The organism is Gemmata sp. (assembly GCF_051859125.1).
In the GTDB taxonomy this organism is placed as follows: Bacteria; Planctomycetota; Planctomycetia; order Gemmatales; family Gemmataceae; genus Gemmata.
On the sequence record NZ_JBHYGG010000283.1, the window covers coordinates 1 to 18,090 of the forward strand.

Sequence of the window (18,090 nt, forward strand, 5' to 3'; positions counted from 1 at the left end):
CGGCCCCTACCAGAGGGTTCGCGTTTGGGTCGTAGGGGCCGCCCTCCGTGGCGGCCCGCCAACCACCAATGAGTTCAACCGAGAAACGGCCCCTTAGAACAGGTCGGCCGGGTCGGCCGCGTGGACCTTGCGCACCGCGAGCAGCCCCGACGCGAGGCACATCCCGAGCGTCAGCACCAGCACGCCGGCCGCCACGTCGACCGTCATCTCCGTCGGGATGCCGCCGAAGTTCCGGGCGACCGCGTACAGGCCCAGTGCCGCCACGAACCCCGGCGCGTACCCCAGCACCGCCAGCAGCCCGGCCTGGCACAGCACCACGCGGGTCAGGTACGCCGGGCGGTACCCGAGCGCCTTCACGGTCGCGTACTCGGGCAGCATGTTGCGGATGTCGGCCGCCATCATCTGGTACACGAAGATCACCCCGACCGCGACCGCCAGCACCACGGCCACGACCAGGAACTGGCCGATCGACGTGAGCCGCAGCCAGTACCGCCGCTCCTCGGCGTTCAGCTCCTCGCGGGTGTGGACCCTCACGTCGGGCGGCAGCACGGCCCGCAGCTCCCGCTGCGCCGCGAGCACGTCGGCCCCGTCGCGGAGCTGCACGAGGCCGAAGTCGACGCGGTCGGCGGGGCGGCCGGTGAACCGGGCGAACGTCTCCTCGCTGGAGAGGAGCATCCCGTTCCAGCTGAACCCGGTGCCGAGCCGGAACGAGCCGGCGACCGTGGCCCGCATGTCGTTGAGCCGGACCGGGTCGCCGGTGTCCCCTTGCGAGGCGGCCACGAGCTGCGCGACGGTGCCGAACTCGGGCTTCGAGAGCCGGTCGAGGAGGAACGCGTCGAGCCGCGCGAGCGCTTCGCCGGCGGCGCCGGCCTCGTCGGCGGTCGCGAACGCGCCGTCGGGGCCGAGGAGGAACGCCCGCTCGGTCTGCCCCGGGGGCACGGCGATCATGCTGACGGACAGGACGCTGCCGCCGGGGGTGGTGCCGAACGGGCCGGTGCGGGTGGGGGCGCGCCAGCCGCCGCCCGCGTACGAGAGCGGGACCGCGTCTTCAACGGCGGCGACGGCGCGGGCCTGCGCGAGCCGGGCGCGGGGGAACTGCTCGGTGCGGCTCAGGTCCATGTACTCGGCGGAGGTGATGAACAGGTCGAAGTTGAGCCGGTCGAAGAGCATCGTCGCGGTGCGGCCCACGCCGCCGAGGAGCCCGAGTTCCATGAAGATGAGGACGACGGCGAACGCGACCCCGCCGGCCGCGACCGCCGTGCGGGAGCGCTTGTGCGCCAGGTTCGCCCACGCGAGCCGCAGGGGGGTCACTTCCCGGGCTCCAGCGTGACGGTGACCTGGAGCCCGACGAACCGGCTCGCGTCGGCGACCGCGTCGGGGGCGAGGTGGACGACGACCTCGATCACCCGGCGGTCCGCGTCCTCGCGCGGCCCCATCGCGAACACCTGGTTCCGCGCGATCATCCGCGAGATGTCCTGCTCCGACTTCACCGTGCCGGCCAGCGGCCGCGGCAGCGCCGGGTTCTTGATCTCGGCCCGCACCGGCCCCGTGCGGACCCACTTCGAGAGCCGCTCGACGTCGCCCTCGTACACCTCGGCCACCGCGGTCATCGCGGTCAGGTCGGCCATCTGGAGCACCGGCTCCAGGCCGGTCGGCTGGCCCTCGCGGCCGACCACCTTCAGCACGGTGCCGGCGACCGGGGCCTTCAGGACCGTCTGCTCGGCCATCTGCCGGGCGAGCACGAGCTTCTCCTCGCTCGACTTGGTCGGCACGCGGGCGAGCGCCTCGTCGAGTTCGGCCCGGGCCGCGTCGACCTTCGCGGTCGCGGCCTTCTCGGTCTCGTCGTACGTCGTCTCGGTCTTCTTCCGCACGGCGGCCCCGGCCCGGAACTCGGCGTCGGCCTGGGCCGCGAGGAGCTTGGCCTTCTCCATCGTCTCGTCGGCGATCGGCGACCCGCCGGCCCGGAGCTTTTCGAGCCGCGACACGCTCGCCCCGGCGGTCTCGACCTGGAGCTTCAGGAACACCTGCTTGGCGTCGAGGGCGGCGAGGTCGCCGACCTTGTTCGCCTTGGCGAGGCTCAGCTCGGCCTCGGCGGCGCGGACCTTCTGCTCGCCGGCCACGCGGGCGAACTTGAGCGACGTGTTCGCCTCCTGCTGCTGCGTCTCGGCGACCTGGAGTTCGAGGAGCCGGTCCTTGCGGCTGGCGAGTTCGGCCACGGGCGTGCCGGCCTTGAGCGCGTCGCCGGGGCTCACCGGGTGCATCTTGGCGATCCGGTCCCCGGGCGGGCCGAACACCGGGACGACGCCGCCGGCCGGCTGGAGCCGGCCCAGCGAGGTGACGCGGTCGGGCCGGGCGGCCGGCGCCTCGGTGGGCGGGGCCGGGGTGCCGGCGCTCATCGCGATCATGTACCCGCCGGCCCCGCCGGCCCCGACGGCGGCGAGCAGCGCCAGCGCGAGTTCGAGGCCGCGGCCGGGGCGGGTCGGTGACGACAGACGCATGAGTACCTCAGCCGGGCGGGAGGGGGCCGAACACCTCGCCGGCCAGCAGCGCGAACCACGCGAGGCGGCAGATGACGTGGAACGCCTGGTCGATGTCGATACCGTACAGCTTCTCGCACTTCCCCAGGTCGATGAACCAGTGCAGCACCGTCTCGGCCAGGGCGAGGGTCGCGACCGCGGTCCAGTCGAACCCGAACCACCGCACCACCACCCCGATCGACGCGCCGTGCAGGATCGCGTGGGCCGAGAGCCAGTAGTACCACGGCACCGCCTTCGAGACCGGGCTCTCGAACTTGCGGCACTTGCACGTGGCGATCGCGTCCGACTGCAGCGCGTAGTCCATGAGCGCGTGCGTGGTGATGAGGAAGAACAGGAGCGCAACCAGCATGGAATGACCCTATAAGGTTCGCCGATTGTACCGCCGGGCGATCCCGCGTGGAAGCCGGAGCGCCGGGGGCTCACGCGCGGGCCGGCGGGGCGGGTTCGGGCTTGCGGATCACGCGGCTCAGGAGGACGGCGGCCACGAGCAACCCGCCCGAGAGGTAGAACGCCGGGTCGAGGCTGCCGCCGTAGGCGTCGGCGATCGCGGCGGCGGCCTGCGGCACGAAGAACGCGATCCCCCACCCGAGGAACACCAGCCCGTAGTTGAGCCCGAGGTTCTTCGGCCCGAAGTAGTCGGCCGTGATCGCCGGCATGACCGCCAGCGTGCCCCCGTACTGCCAGAACATCACACCGATGATGACGAACAGCACCAGCACGTCCTTTTGTGCGACGACCCACGGGGCCGCGAACAGGCACGCGGCGGAGACGGTGCCGTTCAGGGCGTAGGCGTTCAGCCGGCCGATGCGGTCCGAGTACCGGCCGGTGCCGACCCGGCCCGAGGCGTTCACGAACCCGCCGAACGTCGCCAGCAGCCAGGCGTTCACCGCGAAGAAGCTCCCCGGCTCGGCGACCTTCCCGAGCAGCGGGGCCGCGTTGCCGATCACCAGCAGCCCGGACTGCGCCGAGCCGATGAACAGGAACACGAGCGCGTAGAACTGCCACGTCCCGAGCATCGCTCCGGCCGACCAGTCCACGACCGCGGCCGGCTTCGGCGCGTCCGGGGCGGTCGGCGGGGCCGCGGCGACGTACCCCGCGGGCGGCGGCGAGAGCATGAGCCCGGCGGCGACCACGACCACGGCGAACAGCGCCCCGAGGCCGACGAAGCTGCCGGTCAGGCCGTACTCGCCGATCAGGAACTCGGCGAGCGGGGAGATGTAGATGGCGGCCGCGCCGTACCCGGCGACGACCAGCCCGACGATGAGCCCGCGGCGGCTGCTGTGGAACCACCGCACGGCCGCGGGGGTCGCGGCGGCGTAGCCCAGCCCCATGCCGATGCCGCCGAGCAGGCCGAACCCGACCACGAGGCCGGTGAAGCTCTTCATGAGGCCGGCGACGACGCACCCGGCCGCGAGGAACAGGCCACCGGAGACCGCCCCGACCTTCGCCCCGTACCGGTCCTGGAGCCGGCCGCCGGGGATCATGCACAGGGCGAACGTGAACCCGCAGATCGAGTACGCGAGCGTCGCCTCGGCGTTCGAGAGGTACGTCCACCCCTCGTTCAGCCCGGCCATCGGCGAGCCGTACAGCGCCGGGTCCTTGGGCACCAGCGCCTTCTTCCACACGCTCCAGGCGTAGAGGATGCCGAGGCACAGGTTGACGACCGTGCCCGCGGCCGTCACCACCCACGCCCGGCCCGGAACCGCAACGGACGACATGCGTACTCCGTGATGTGTGCCCAGTGCCTGTTGGTTCGCTGCTTGTGTTCCCGACCTCCCCCACAAGGGGGGAGGGCAAGAGTGCGCCACGGCGACGGCCGCGACGTACCCGGGCCGATCCCCCTCACGGGCACCGGTCCGCCCGGGATTTCGAGTCCAAAACCGGTTCCGCCGCCTCTACCCTCTGCGGTGCATTCCTGTTTATTGGCTTCGCGGCGGCTTAGCCTCTAAATTCGAAGCACGAAATTCGAAGCACGAATGAAGCCGTGCTCTGTGTGCTTCATTCGTGCTTCGAGCTTCGAATTTCGGATTTTCGGACAAGCCCGCCCGCACAGTCCCGGAGCTTCCCCCATGCGTCGCCTCTCCTGCCTCGTGGCTCTACTCACCTTCGGCGGCCCGGCAGCGGCCGCCGACCCCGACGTGGTCGTGTACGGCGGCACCGCGGGCGGCGTCGCCGCGGCCGTCCAGGTCGCCCGCATGGGCAAGTCGGTCGTCCTCATCGAGCCCGGTCAGCACATCGGCGGGCTCACGTCCGGCGGGCTCGGCTGGACCGACTCGGGCAACAAGGCCGTCATCGGCGGCGTGGCCCGCGAGTTCTACCAGCGGCTGAAGAAGCACTACGACGCCGACGCTTCGTGGGTCCACGAGAAGCGCGACGGGTACAAGTTCTACCGCAAGGACGAGGACGCGCTGTGGGCGTTCGAGCCCAAGATCGCCGAGAAGGTCCTCCGCGACATGCTCGCCGAAGCGAAGGTGACCGTCGCGTTCGGCGAGCGGCTCGACCGGGCGAAGGGCGTGAAGCTCGACGGCAAGCGGATCGCGTCGATGGCAACCGAGTCCGGGAAGGTGTTCGCGGGGAAGGTGTTCATCGACGCGACCTACGAGGGCGACCTGATGGCCGCCGCCGGGGTGAGCTACGCCGTCGGCCGCGAGGCGAACAAGGAGCACGGGGAGACGATGAACGGCGTAGCCCGGAAGTGGAACCGGCACACGCACCGGTTCGTCGCTAAGGTCGACCCGTACGTGAAGCCGGGCGACCCGAAGAGCGGCCTGCTGTTCGGCATCGACGCGGACCCGCTGCCCGCCGACGGCGAGGCCGACAAGCGGCTCCAGGCGTACTGCTTCCGCATGTGCATGACGGACGTGGAGGCCAACCGCGTCCCGTTCGAGAAGCCGGTCGACTTCGACGAGGCGAAGTACGAGCTGCTGTTCAGGAACTTCGAGGCCGGTGACCTGCGCGTCCCGATGAAGCCGGACCGGATGCCCAACGGCAAGACCGACACGAACAACAACTTCGCGGTGAGCACCGACTTCATCGGCCAGAACTACAAGTACCCCGACGCGAGCTACGCCGAGCGCGAGAGGATCGTCGCCGCCCACCTGTCGTACCAGAAGGGGCTCATGTGGGCGCTCCAGAACCACCCGCGGGTGCCCGAGAAGGTGCGGACGCAGATGAAGCCGTGGGGGCTCGCGAAGGACGAGTTCACCGACACCGGCCACTGGCCGCACCAGCTCTACATCCGCGAGGCGCGGCGGCTGGTCGGCGACCACGTGCAGAGCGAGCAGGACTGCACCCGCAAGCGCGAGACCCCGATGTCGGTCGGCATGGGGTCGTACAACATGGACTCGCACAACTGCGCCCGGTACGTCACGCCCGAGGGGTTCGTGCAGAACGAGGGGGACGTGCAGGAGAGCCCCGGCGGCCCGTACCGCATCAGCTACAAGGCCATCGTGCCCAAGGCCGGCGAGTGCCCGAACCTGTTCGTTCCGGTGTGCGTGAGCAGCACCCACATCGCCTACGGGTCGATCCGCATGGAGCCGGTGTTCATGGTCCTCGGCCAGAGCGCCGCGACCGCCGCCGTCATCGCCATCGACGACAACATCGACGTGCAGAAGGTCGACTACGACAAGCTCCGTACGCGGCTCGTGGCCGACAAGCAGGTGCTGGAGTTCGACGCGCCGAAGCGGTCGGACGCGGTGGACACGAAGAAGCTCCCCGGCGTGGTGGTGGACGACGCCGACGCCGAGGTGAAGGGGTTCGAGTCGGTCAGCAGTTCCTCGACGCCGTTCGTGGGCGCCGGCTACCGCCACGACAGCGCCAAGGACCGCGGGAAGCAGTCGGCGAAGTTCGTCGCGGACCTGCCCGCGGCCGGCAGGTACGAGGTGCGGCTGGCGTACACGCCGAACGCGAACCGCGCAACGGCGGTGCCGGTGGCGGTCACCCACAAGGACGGCACCGCGTCCGTAACGGTGAACCAGCAGAAGCCGCCGCCGCTCGCCGGCCAGTGGGTCTCGCTGGGCACGTTCGAGTTCGAGAAGGGCAAGGCCGCAACCGTTACCATCACCAACGACGGCGTCACCGACGGCCACGTCATCGTCGACGCCGTCCAGTGGCTCCCGGTGAAGTGAGGCGAGTGGGGCAAGTCGGCATGTTGAGTTGTGTCATGTGCTGTGGTAGCGTCTGTTAGCCGCCACTTTGGGTCGCGGAGCTACCGGTGCGTTAGCTCACGCGACCCAGCTTTGTGTTCCTCTTTGGGAAGGTGCACGATGTGGAATGACTCACACGAAGAGGACGAACAGACGCAAGGCGACCTCATCTTTTCCGTCCCCTCACCCCGCAGGAGCCTCGCACGTGGCAGAGCAGAGGACGAACAGACGCGAGGCGACCTCATATTTTCCCGACGAAACCGGCTGAAGATGGCGTTTTGGTCCGGTGTGCTTCTCGTCCTTTGGGGATTTCTTTTCGGCGCTGGTGTGCTGCCCGCCATCGACAAGCTCGAACACACGCCCGAAGACCCCAGCGGGTATGTGGTTGTCCGCTACGACCGCAGCAAGCCGGTGCCGGAGACAACTCGGGCGGCAACCACCTCGGACATGTTTCGCGAGAAGTACCGGGGAATCGCAGCCGTGGCGTTCTTCGCACTGGTGGCCGGTGGTGCCACGTTCCTCTTGGTAGCTTCCGTCATCGATTACCGCACCCGGTTCCTGGGGTGGGCCATCCAGCAACTTCCGAGGAACGCTTGGAATCCGCCCCCAGGAGGCTACTGATCCGTGCGTCGCTGTCGGGTCCTCACGCCGCGACGGTGAGTGACAGAGACCGGCGGCGGCGGGGCGCGCCGAGCATCGACTCGATCAGGCGGAGGCACTCCTGCGGCTTCTCGAACGGCGGGCAGTGGCCGCACTCGGGCAGGTAGTGCAGTTCGGAGTTCCGCAGGCACTCGCGGAACTCGCGCGCCACGTCCGGCGGGGTGACGGTGTCGTTCGCCCCCCAGATCACCAGCGCCGGGTGGTCGAGCCGCCGCAACTGCTCGTGCATGAAGTTCCTCTTGGTCGAGCGGGTGAAGCTCAGGCACCGCAGCAGCACCGGTTTGCTCTGGAGCAGATCGTACACCTCCCGCACGTCGTCGTCGTTCAGCTTCGGCGCGCCGTAGAAGATGTCGGACAGCAGCCCCTTCACGTACTCGTAGTTCCGCAGCTTTAGCGCCCCGCCCCGCATCGGGATGAACGACAGCCCCGAACTCGCGAACAGGATCAGGTGGCTCACGTTCTCCGGGTGCCGGACCGTGTAGTGCAGCACCGCCCCGCCGCCCATCGAGTTCCCGGCCATCACGCAGTTCGTCAGGCCGAGGTCGGCGGTGAACGCCTCCAGGTAGGTGGCGAGGTGCTCGACCGAGCACCTCGCGAGCGGCGCGTCGTACATCGGCATGCACGGCACGATGACGCGGTACCGGTCGGCGAGCCCGGCGCCGATCTCGGCGAAGTTGCGGAAGCTCCCGAACAGCCCGTGGCAGAACAGCAAGGGCGGGCCGCTTCCAACCTCCATGAAGACGTGCCGGCCGACGACGCGCAGCTCGAAGCCGAAGTTGTTGCGGGCGGTCAGCCCGGTGATCGGTGCTCGCGAGCGCACGAAGGCGTCGCCTTCGAGGTGGGACGTGTTGTCGAACAGCAGCGAGAGCAGCGACGCCATGGCGAACACCTCACCCTGGCCGGTGGGACCGCGACGGCGGGGAGTAGACCCAATGTTAGTTTGAGGGACAAGGCCAATCGCTTTCGCCCCGCACCGGACCTTCGCAACCCGCCACCCGGTCGGGCATACTATCCCCACGGAACCGGCCGTTGCCGTGTTCGATCACGGAGAGCGGGATGAAGCCTCGGGTCACGGTCATCACCATCGGCGTCGCGGACCTGGAGCGGGCGGTGCGGTTCTACCGCGACGGGCTCGGACTCGTTACCCCCGGGATCACCGGGACCGAGTTCGCGTTCGGGGCGGTCGCGTTCCTCGACCTCCAGCCCGGGTTGAAGCTCGCCCTCTGGCCCCGCACGAGCCTGGCGCACGACACGGGGCTCCCCGCGAGCGCCCCGAGCCCCACCGAGTTCTCGCTCGGGCACAACGTCGCGACGCGCGGGGAGGTGGACGCCGTGATGGGGCAGGCGGTGGCCGCCGGAGCCGCCACCGTGAAGCCGGCGCAGGACACGTTCTGGGGCGGGTACGCGGGCTACTTCCAGGACCCCGACGGCCACCTGTGGGAGGTCGTGTGGAACCCGCACCTCCTCCCCGCGGACTGATGCGGGGGCAGGTGAGCCACGGCGGTCCTGGAGCCGGCCCCTGGTGCCGGATCGGTGCGATCTGGTGTCACCCCGCGAGCATCCCGCGGAGCACCTTGTAGTCGGTCTTGCCGGTGCCGAGGACCGGGATCGACGGGACGCGGCGCACGTCGTCGAGCCGCATCACCCCGCGGAACCCCTCCTGCACCAGCACGGCGTTCGCGTCCCTCAGGCCGATGTCTTCCGTGGTGAACAGCACCACCCGCCGGCCGCCGCCGGGCAACTCGACGCCCTCGACGGCGACCCGCGGGCCGGCGTCGGTCGGCGGGTACGCCTGCGTGAACGGCTCCTCCAGCGCCGGGAGCGAGATCATCTCCCCGCCCGCCTTGAGGAACCGCTTCAGCCGCCCGTGGAACACGAGGTACCCGTCGGGGTCCAGCGACGCGAGGTCGCCGGTGACGTACCACCGCTTGCCGCTGAGTTCCCGGAACGGCGACTCGGCGCCCGTGCCCAGGTAGCCCGGGAAGACCGTCGGCCCGGACACCAGCAGCATCCCGCGCTCGTTGGCCGGCAGCACGCGGTCGCTCTCGAGGTCCACGACGCACACGTCCACGCCCGGCAGCGGCTTGCCGACGGTCCCGCGGCGGACCGCGACCACCGGGTTCACCGACACGCACGGCCCGCACTCGGTCACGCCGTACCCTTCGAGCACCGTGGCCCGGGGCGCGAGCGCCGCGACCCGGTCGAACAGCTCGTCCGGGCACCGCTCGGCCCCGACCACCACTAGCCGCAGCGAGTCGAGGTCGCCGGGCTTGCACCGGCCCAGGATGAACCCGAGGAACGTCGGCGTGGCGATGAGGATCGTCGGCTTGTACGCGGCGAGCTTGCGGGCCAGCCCCGTCGCGTCGGTCGGGTCCGGGTGGTGGACCAGCTTCGACCCGGCGAGGACCGGCAGGAGCGTCGCGATCGTGAGCCCGAAGCTGTGGAACATCGGCAGGAACCCGAGGACCGCGTCGGTCCGGACGAGTTGCTGCGGGGGCTCGGCCCCGCGGTGGTCGGCGATGATGTTCGCGTGCGTCAGCGGCACCGCCTTCGGGGCCTTCTCGCTCCCACTCGTGAACAGCACGACGGCCGGCGCGTGCGGGTCGTTCGGGACGCGGCCGAGCGCCTTCCGCCGGACCGCGTTGGGGAACCACCGCACCGCCAGCAGCCGCCTGAGCAGTTCGAGCTTGCCCACCCCGCGGCGGACCTCTTCGAGGTAGACGAACTGCGTGCCCGCGACCTCGATGTGCGTGCGGTCGATGAACGCCTTCGAGGTGACGACGTGCGTGAGCCCGGTGAGCCTCGCGGCGTGCGCCAGGTTCGCCGGCCCGGTCGTCCAGTTCAGCGCGACCGGCAGCTTGCCGGCGAGGTACAGGCCGAACAGCGCCACGTCGGCCCCGACCGACGCCGGGAGCAGCAAACCGACGTTCGCGCCGGGCAGCGCGCGGAACCGCTCGGCCATCGCGAGGCTGCCGACGAGGAGCCGCTCGAACGTGAGCGCGCCGCCGATGTCGTCGGCCACGGCCACGTCGTCCGGGTTGTTCAGGGCGCGGTTCAGGAACGCCTCTGGGACCGTCTCGCCGAGGATCCGGTACGGCCCGGTGTCGGAGGGCGGGCGGAACCACACCTCCGGCGGCGGCTTCGGCGGCCCCTTGTCGAGCAGCCCCGCGGCGATCGCCCAGAGCTGGCCGACCGTGGTGGGGACCGTGTCGCCGGTGAACCCGAACCGCTGCTCGACTTCGAGGGTGACCTCGGTCGCCTCCAGGCTGTCGATGTTGAGCTGCGCGAACGTTGTTTCGGCCCGGTTCTCGTCGTCGGTGAGCGGCCGCTTCAGCTTGTGGGCCAGCGCCTCGGCGACGGCGGCCTTCGTGGACGGCTTGACGGCCGACAGGTCCAGCTCGGCACCGGCCGCGAGCGGCGGGAACTCGCGGGTCCGCGGGCCGAACAGGAAGTGGTACGGCACGAACGTCGGCACTTCGGGCGCGTCCGCGTTGAACCACGCTTCGATCCACGGGTTGAGCACCTCGCGCCGGGGCTCGGGCCGCTCGCCGGGTCCGAACGCCTCCAGGTGCATCGTGACCCGCCGCCGTGGGGCGAACACGAGCAGGTTCGACAACAGCACCCGCACCCCGCGGAGCAGCCGCGCGACGAGCCGCGGCTTGGTGCCGGTGTACGCCCAGCTGAACGAGCTGCCCCACAGCCCGCGGGTGCGGACCAGGACCACGGTGGCGTTCGGCACGACCCTGAGGACGTCGGCCGCGGTGCGGGCGGCCCCGAGGTAGTCGGCCCCGTTCCGCGACAGCGTGCCGGACGGCCACAGGGCGACGTTCTCGCCGGCCTTCAGCGCGTCGATCACGGCGGCGACGGCCCCCTCGGCCTTCTTGCGGGCCTCGGCACTGGCCCGGTCCAGCTCGGGCACCTTGATGACCCGCATGACCCAGGCGAGCAGGCCCAGGAGCGGGTTGTTGAAGTTCGTCTCCAGCCCCAGGGACCGCATCCGGAACGTGCCCCAGAGGGCGCGGAGCACGTTGGGTGGGTCGGTGTACGCTGGGTGGCTCGGCAGGATCAGGTACGGCCCCGGTTTCTTGAGGACCTCGGCGAGTCCGGTCACCCGGGCCCGGTACCGCAGGCCGAGGACCACCCGCGTGCCGATCAGGACGAACAACTGGAGCGGGAGAAGCATGAGCGCCTCGACGGACGGACGGACGGCGGCGGGTGCCGGGAGCGTCGGCAATCATACGGGCGGGCGGTGCGGGCCGACAGCCCGGCTCGCGGCGCGCTGTTTGTCCGCACCCCCGCCCCCGCTATGATCCCCACATGCCAACCGACGACCCGAACGCCCGCGCCCCGGCCCCACTTGGAGAAGCGCACACGCAGCCGGAACCGCGCGCGGACCCGTCCGGTGGGGCGCACCCGGCGGACCACGGCACCCTCGGCCAGTCGCCGTCGCAGGTCGAGCACGCGGCCGGCCTGTCCCGCGAGGTCCCCCCGGACGAGTTGCCCAGGATCCCGGGGTACGAGATCGAGTGCGAAGTGGCCCGCGGCGGGATGGGGGTCGTGTACAAGGCGCTCAACGTCCGGCTCGGCCGCCGGGCGGCGGTGAAGATGCTCCTCGGCGGGCAGTACGCCGACCCGATGGCCCGGGTCCGGTTCCTGGTGGAGGCCGAGGCCGTCGCGCAGCTCTCGCACCCGCACATCGTCGGGGTCCACGAGTTCGGCCAGCACGACGGCCAGCCGTTCTTCGCGCTGGAGTTCGTGGACGGCGGGACCCTCGCGTCGCTCCTGGCCCGGTCCGGGGCGCTGCCCCCGCGGGACGCGGCCGCGGTGGTGGCGAAACTGGCCGACGCCATGACCCTGGCCCACTCGAAGGGGATCGTCCACCGCGACCTGAAGCCCGCCAACGTGCTCCTGACCGCGGCCGGGGAGCCGAAGATCGCCGACTTCGGGCTCGCGAAGGTCGGGTCGTCGGACCTGACGGCGACCGGGGCGGTCATCGGCACCCCGAGCTACATGAGCCCCGAGCAGGCGGCCGGGAAGACGCGGGACATCGGCACCGCGACCGACGTGTACGCGCTCGGCGCGATCCTGTACGAGCTGCTCACCGGGCGGCCGTCGTTCCGCGGCGACTCGGCCATGGACACGATCCGCCACGTCCTCACCCGCGAGCCGGTCGCCCTCCGGGCCGTCAACCCCCGGACCCCCCGCGACCTGGAGACGATCTGCCTGAAGTGCCTGGAGAAGAAGCCGGAGCGGCGGTACCCGACGGCGGCGGCGCTGCACGACGACCTGCGGGCGTTCCTGGGCGGGCGGCCGATCACGGCCCGGCCCGTCGGGACGATCGAGCGGGTGGCGAAGTGGGGCCGGCGGCACCCCGGCCGGGCGGTGGCCGCGGCCGCGGTCGGGGTGCTCCTGGTCACCGCCGGGGCGCTCGCGGTGCGGTTCGAGCAGCGGCTGGTGGAGCAGCGGGTCGCGGCCGAGCGCGGGTTCGCCGAGGCCACCCGCCAGAAGGCCCGGGAGACGCGGGCCGACGCCCTGGTCGACGCGCTGGCCCTGGCCGACACCGCCGTGGTCCCGCGGCTGGTCGACGACCTCCGCGACCTCCGCGACCTGGCCGCCGGGCGGCTCCGCGACCTGGCGGCCCGGCCGATCGACACCAAGCCGGGGCTCCACGCGCGGCTGGCGCTGCTGGCCGACGAGCCGGGCCGCGCGGCGGAGCTGGGCGACCACCTGACCCGGTGCCGGCCCGAAGAGCTGCTCCCGGTCCGCGACCTGCTCCGGCCGCACGCCGCGGTCGTCGCGCCCCCGCTGTGGGCGGCCCTCGCCGACGCGGCCGCCCCGGCCCGGGTCCGCGTCCGGGCGGCGGCGGCGCTGGCGGGGCTGGCCCCGGGCGACCCCCGCTGGGCGCGCGTCGCGCCGCCGCTCGTCGAGGAGCTGACCCGCGAGAACCCGCTGCGGGCGGTCGCGTGGGCCGCGGCCCTCGACCCGGTCCGCCTCCACCTGCTGGCCCCGCTCCTGAAGCGGTACCCCGAGGCCCGGCACCGCATCGCGTCGGGCCGGCTGGACCACCAGGACCTCGTCGCCGAGGCGTCGGCGTTCGACCTGACGGCCGACCTGCTCGCCACCTACGCCGACGGGCGGCCGGTCGAACTGGCCGAACTGGCGGTCACGGTGGACCCCCGGCACCACCGCCTGTTCGACGCCGAGGTGTTCGCGCACCGGGCCGCGATCGCCCCAATTCTGCGGGCGGAACTCGACCGCCCGTGGCTCCCGCACCCCGCCGCCCGGGGGGCGCCCGACGTGCCGTTCGACCCGCCGGTCGCGGCCGCGGCCGGGGCCGCCGGGGAGCGGGCCGGGGCGGTCTCGTCGGACGCCGCGGACGCGGCCGCCCGGCGCCAGGCGAACGCGGCCGCGGCGCTCCTGAAGCTCGGCGAGCCCGACGCCGCGTGGCGGGGGCTCCGGTTCCCGGCCGGCGGCGACCCGAGCGCCCGCGGCTACCTCGTCCGGCGGTTGGCGGCGATCGGGGCCGACCCGGTGCTCCTCGCGCGCCGCTTCGGGGACGAGTCCGACGCCTCGGCCCGCCGGGCGCTCCTCCTGGCGCTGGGCGACTACCCGCCGGACGACGTGCCGGCCGCGGACCGTGAGCCGCTCGTGGCGACCCTCCTCCGCCTGTACCGAACCGATCCGGACCCGGGCACCCACTCGGCCATCGACTGGCTCCTCCGCCGGCAGTGGGGCCGCGCCGCCGACCTCGCCCGGGCCGACGCCGAACAGGCCGCGGGGGGGAGGGCCGGGGCGGGGTGGTTCGTGAACCGCGAGGGGCAGACCTACGCCGTCGTCCGCGGCCCGGTCGAGTTCGCGGCCGGGTCGCCCGCCGCCGAACCGGCCCGCGTCGCCGTCCGGGAGCCGGCCCACCTCAAGCGGATCGGCCGGTCGTTCGCGGTCGCCACCCGCGAGGTGACCGTCACCGAGTTCCTCCGGTTCCGCCCCGATCACGCCTGGGTGGAGCGGTACCGCCTCGACCCCGAGTCGCCGGCCGTGGGCGTGTCGTTCTACGCCGCCGCCGCGTACTGCAACTGGCTCAGCCGCCGCGACGGCCTCCCCGAGGACCAGTGGTGCTACCGGCCGAACGCGAGCGGGGAGTACGCGGAGGGGATGTCGATGAAGCCGGGCCACCTGGCGCTGACCGGGTACCGGCTCCCGACGGAGGCCGAGTGGGAGTACGCCGCGCGTGCGGGGTCCGCGGTCGCCCGGCACTTCGGCCGCTCCAGCGAACTGCTGCCGCGGTACGCCTGGTACGCCCGCAACAGCGACGACCGGGCGTGGCCCGTCGGCAGCCGGCGGCCGAACGACCTGGGGCTGTTCGACACCCTGGGCAACGCGCTGGAGTGGGTGGAAGACCCGGCGCTCCTCGCTCCCGGCGCCCGCGTGGACGACCTGGAACACGGCGCACATTTGGAGGTGAACGACCGGGTGGGGCGGCTCCTCCGGGGCGGCTCGTTCGACGTCGCCGCCCCGCTCCAGCGGACCGCCGAGCGGACCGACACGGTGCGGCCGTCGAACCAGAACCGGGCGAACGGGTTCCGCCCCGCGCGGACGGTGCCGTGAGGTCACGCCGAGCGGGCGACGGCCGGCTGCGAGACCGGCCAGAGAACCTGCCAGGTGGGGTCGTCGGGATCGGCCTTGGAGCGGGTTTCGAGCACCACCTCGGCGCGGGCGAGGAGGCCGGCACGGGCCAGGACGTCCTTCGCGGCGCCGAGGGCCGCCCCGGCGTCGGTAATGTTGACGAAGTGCAGGCTCATGTGCGCGGTGCCGGTCTCGCTCCCGGCACCCTCGCCGGCCCCGGCCGCGGCCAGGGCCGTGCCCAACTCGCGCTCCAGGCGGACCCGAAGGTCGAACTCCTCGTCGGTCCCGAATGCCACCGTTACCGGGATGCGCACGATCAGGCCGGCCGTCATGATGATCCTCCTTGAGAGAGGCAAGGCGGGGCGTGATGCGGTATTGATGAAGATACCCGGTGGGCGGCGTGAAGGAAAGGTGCCGGTCGGGGAAAGGCGACGTGCGGGCCGCTTCACGGGAACAGTTCTTCCGGCTTGCCCACCTGAACGGCCCGGACCAGGGCGGATTGGAGGGCGGCCGGATCGGCGGTCGCCCGCACCCGGTGCTCGACGTCCGGGGGCACCGCACCGAACCGCGTCCGCAGGACCAGCAGAATGTCGTCCCGCTGGCCCTCGACGCGGCCCTCGACGCGGCCCTCGACAAGCCCCTCTGCCCGCCCCTCGCGAAGAATCCCCTGGTAGGTGCTCGACTCTCTCATGCGCTGCACTCCCTGGAACACGGCCCGGGCCACGGCGTCATCATACCGCAGCCCGAGCAGCAAGAAAGCACAGCTGAGCAGGAGGTTCCCCGCGTCCGGGGTCGGCGACTCGCGGAGCGCGCGCTCCGCGAACCGGCCCACCACCTCCGGGAGCCGCGGGGCCGCGTCGTCGGTCAGAAGCGCTAATGGGGTCGTGCCGAGCCCGGTGGAAAGGAGTTGATCGGCCGGCAGCTCCCAGAGCCGGACCACCGTGTACCGGAACCACTGGTACACGGTGCCGTCGGCGTACGCGCGTGAGACGAGTCCGGTCAGGTTCGGGGCCGACGCCTCGCGGCGCAGGAGGAGGGCGATGGTGTAGACCGGGCCGCCGTGCTTGGCGAAGAGCAGGTTGTTGTAAAGGAGCAGGCGGTCGGGGAACTCGCCGTCCCAGCTCGACTGCGGCTCGATGTGGAGCAGGCCCGTGCCCGGCGGCCGCAGGCGGAACACCTTGTCGATCGTCGGCTGGACGGTGGACAGGTCGGTGTCGAGCGGCTCCACCGGAACGGACGCGGGCAACCCGACGAGCGGCGCGAGGAACCCGACCCAGTCGGCCGCGCACGCATCGACCAGTTGCTTGAACGCGGCGTCGAACGGTCCGGCCATGCCCGCCCCCGTTACAGCCCGCCGGTCACTTCCCTGAGCGCGTCGATGAGGCGGTCGATCTCGGCGACGGTGGTGAACGGCCCCGGGCTCACGCGGGCGAGGCCGTCCGGGTAGCTGCCGACCGCCTTGTGGATGTACGGGGCGCAGTGCAGCCCCGGGCGGATCGCGATGTCGAACGACTGGTCGAGGATCGCGCCGAGGTCGCCAGCGGGGATCATCTCGCACCGGAAGCTGACGGTGCCGACGCGGCGGCCCGGGTCGCCGTGCCCGAACACCTCGAACCCGGGCATCTCGGCCAGCGCCATGCGGAACCGGTCGCACAGTTCGAGCTCGTGGTGCAGGATCGCCCCGGGGCCGCGCTCCTCGACGAAGTTCAGCCCCGCGACCAGCCCGGCGACGCCGAGCACGTTCGGGGTGCCGCCCTCGAGGTAGTACGGGAACTCCTTCGGCTGCGTGGGCGTGGACGAGTCGCCGCCGGTGCCGCCCTCGCGCCACGGCCGCACGGCCGCCCGCAGCCCGACGTACAGCGCCCCGGTGCCGGTCGGCCCGAACAGCGACTTGTGCCCCGGGAACGCGAGCAGGTCGATGCACGCGGCCTGCACGTCGATCGGGACGACGCCCGCGGTCTGCGCCGCGTCGACCAGGAACAGCGCGTCGCGGGAGCGGACGACGCGGCCGATCTCGGCGACGGGCTGCACGGTGCCGAGGACGTTGCTCGCGTGCGTGACCGCGACGAGCTTGGTCCTGGGGGTGAGCGCCGCCTCGATCGCCGCGGCGCTCACGGTGCCGCCGGTGTCGGCCGCGACGCGGGTGAGCGTGATGCGCCCGGCCTCGGCGAGCGCGACGAGCGGCCGCGACACGCTGTTGTGCTCGAGGTCCGTCGTGACGACGTGGTCACCGTCGTTGAGGACGCCCTTGAACGCCATGTTGAGGGCGTCGGTGCAGTTGAGCGTGAACACCCACCGGTCGGGCCGCACGCCGCCGAAGAACCGGTTGAGGCGGTGCCGGGCGTCGTCGAGCGCGTGCTCGGCCGCGAGCGCCATCTTGTGCCCGGCCCGGCCCGGGTTGGCCAGGGTGTGCCGCGCGAAGTGGTCGAGGGCGGTGTACACGCCCTCGGGCTTCGGGAAGCTCGTCGCTGCGTTGTCGAGGTAGATCACGGGAGCAGTTCCTTGACCGAAATCCGTCCGAGTTCGTTGCCGCCGACGACCACCGGCACGGTGTCGTCGGGGCCGTAGTTCGTTTGCTGCCTGTACGTCGGGTTCTTGCCGCCCTTCGGCTGCGTGTACACCTCGACCCGGCGGTCTACGAGGTTGACGATCCAGTACACCGCCACCTTCGCTCCCGCGTATAGCGCGTGTTTCGTTGTCTGGTCCTCGTTGAGCGACGAGTCGGCGACTTCCACCAGAATGACCACTTCCGTGGGCTTGGGGTTCCGCGTCTTGTACGCCGCGTTGGAACCCGTCGCGAGCACCACATCGGGTTCCGGCTCACTGTCGGCGGTCGTGATCGGTTGCTGGACGCGGATGACTCCCTTCGCCCCCAGCGTCCCGAGTTGTTGCATCAGGGCGGTCACAGCATAGTTGTGCGGCGGGTGGATGGTCATTTTGGGAACGATCCAGCCGTGGATGAGTTCGACCCGGTCGTTTTCGGTCAGCACCCCGATCTCGCCGAGTTTGTGGTACTCCTCAACGGTGAACCGGCGAACGGGCAGCGGCGGAATCGCCGGTGCCAGCGCGACCGCCTTCGGCTTCGGCGGTTTCGTCACGCGGGCGGCGGCCATGATCGTCTCCGT

The 18,090-nt window shown here is 71.8% G+C and carries 14 protein-coding genes; 4 read left to right on the top strand and 10 right to left on the bottom strand.

The window, feature by feature from the left end; translation table 11 throughout:
• Positions 1–93 precede the first annotated feature (93 nt).
• The 4 genes from ACTIGN_RS29135 to ACTIGN_RS29150 form a co-directional block, all read right to left on the bottom strand.
• Positions 94–1,311, bottom strand: a complete 1,218-nt coding sequence (locus ACTIGN_RS29135) for an FtsX-like permease family protein (protein ID WP_439630533.1) — start codon at positions 1,309–1,311, stop codon at positions 94–96.
• Positions 1,308–2,498 (bottom strand): hypothetical protein, encoded by a 1,191-nt coding sequence (locus ACTIGN_RS29140; protein WP_439630535.1) that lies wholly within the window; start codon positions 2,496–2,498, stop codon positions 1,308–1,310. The genes ACTIGN_RS29135 and ACTIGN_RS29140 overlap by 4 nt, the downstream gene beginning before the upstream one ends.
• 7 nt (positions 2,499–2,505) lie before the next feature.
• On the bottom strand, positions 2,506–2,886 hold the full coding sequence (locus ACTIGN_RS29145) for a DUF3307 domain-containing protein (protein WP_439630537.1): 381 nt from the start codon (positions 2,884–2,886) through the stop codon (positions 2,506–2,508).
• Between the two features lie 70 nt (positions 2,887–2,956).
• Positions 2,957–4,255 (bottom strand): L-lactate MFS transporter, encoded by a 1,299-nt coding sequence (locus ACTIGN_RS29150; RefSeq protein ID WP_439630539.1) that lies wholly within the window; start codon positions 4,253–4,255, stop codon positions 2,957–2,959.
• Positions 4,256–4,606: 351 nt separating this feature from the next.
• Here ACTIGN_RS29150 and ACTIGN_RS29155 point away from each other — a divergent pair, with 351 nt between their 5' ends.
• Positions 4,607–6,664, top strand: a complete 2,058-nt coding sequence (locus tag ACTIGN_RS29155) for an FAD-dependent oxidoreductase (protein ID WP_439630541.1) — start codon at positions 4,607–4,609, stop codon at positions 6,662–6,664.
• A gap of 138 nt (positions 6,665–6,802) precedes the next feature.
• Entirely contained in the window at positions 6,803–7,303 is a 501-nt protein-coding gene (locus ACTIGN_RS29160) for a hypothetical protein (RefSeq protein ID WP_439630543.1), read from the top strand.
• Positions 7,304–7,325: 22 nt separating this feature from the next.
• Here the strand turns inward: ACTIGN_RS29160 and ACTIGN_RS29165 are convergent, their stop codons facing one another.
• Positions 7,326–8,222 carry an alpha/beta fold hydrolase gene (locus tag ACTIGN_RS29165; protein ID WP_439630545.1) on the bottom strand — a complete coding sequence of 299 codons (897 nt, stop codon included), beginning with the start codon at positions 8,220–8,222 and terminating at the stop codon, positions 7,326–7,328.
• A gap of 176 nt (positions 8,223–8,398) precedes the next feature.
• Here ACTIGN_RS29165 and ACTIGN_RS29170 point away from each other — a divergent pair, with 176 nt between their 5' ends.
• On the top strand, positions 8,399–8,821 hold the full coding sequence (locus ACTIGN_RS29170) for a VOC family protein (RefSeq protein ID WP_439630547.1): 423 nt from the start codon (positions 8,399–8,401) through the stop codon (positions 8,819–8,821).
• Positions 8,822–8,888: 67 nt separating this feature from the next.
• Here ACTIGN_RS29170 and ACTIGN_RS29175 read toward each other — a convergent pair whose 3' ends face one another.
• Complete coding sequence (locus ACTIGN_RS29175) at positions 8,889–11,525, bottom strand: AMP-binding protein (protein WP_439630549.1); 2,637 nt, start codon at positions 11,523–11,525, stop codon at positions 8,889–8,891.
• Positions 11,526–11,659: 134 nt separating this feature from the next.
• Here ACTIGN_RS29175 and ACTIGN_RS29180 point away from each other — a divergent pair, with 134 nt between their 5' ends.
• Positions 11,660–14,947, top strand: coding sequence for a bifunctional serine/threonine-protein kinase/formylglycine-generating enzyme family protein (locus ACTIGN_RS29180; RefSeq protein WP_439630550.1), 3,288 nt, complete (start codon positions 11,660–11,662; stop codon positions 14,945–14,947).
• A 2-nt stretch (positions 14,948–14,949) separates the two neighbouring features.
• On the opposite strand, the gene ACTIGN_RS29185 is transcribed toward ACTIGN_RS29180, so the two are convergent.
• The 4 genes from ACTIGN_RS29185 to ACTIGN_RS29200 form a co-directional block, all read right to left on the bottom strand.
• The gene (locus ACTIGN_RS29185; protein ID WP_439630552.1) at positions 14,950–15,297 is read right to left on the bottom strand and encodes a hypothetical protein; all 348 of its coding nucleotides are present in this window, start codon (positions 15,295–15,297) and stop codon (positions 14,950–14,952) included.
• A gap of 113 nt (positions 15,298–15,410) precedes the next feature.
• Positions 15,411–16,298 carry an Rpn family recombination-promoting nuclease/putative transposase gene (locus tag ACTIGN_RS29190; protein WP_439630554.1) on the bottom strand — a complete coding sequence of 296 codons (888 nt, stop codon included), beginning with the start codon at positions 16,296–16,298 and terminating at the stop codon, positions 15,411–15,413.
• Positions 16,299–16,309: 11 nt separating this feature from the next.
• Positions 16,310–17,455, bottom strand: coding sequence for an aminotransferase class V-fold PLP-dependent enzyme (locus tag ACTIGN_RS29195; RefSeq protein WP_439630556.1), 1,146 nt, complete (start codon positions 17,453–17,455; stop codon positions 16,310–16,312).
• Positions 17,452–18,078, bottom strand: a complete 627-nt coding sequence (locus tag ACTIGN_RS29200; protein ID WP_439630558.1) for a Uma2 family endonuclease — start codon at positions 18,076–18,078, stop codon at positions 17,452–17,454. The genes ACTIGN_RS29195 and ACTIGN_RS29200 overlap by 4 nt, the downstream gene beginning before the upstream one ends.
• Positions 18,079–18,090: the final 12 nt, after the last annotated feature.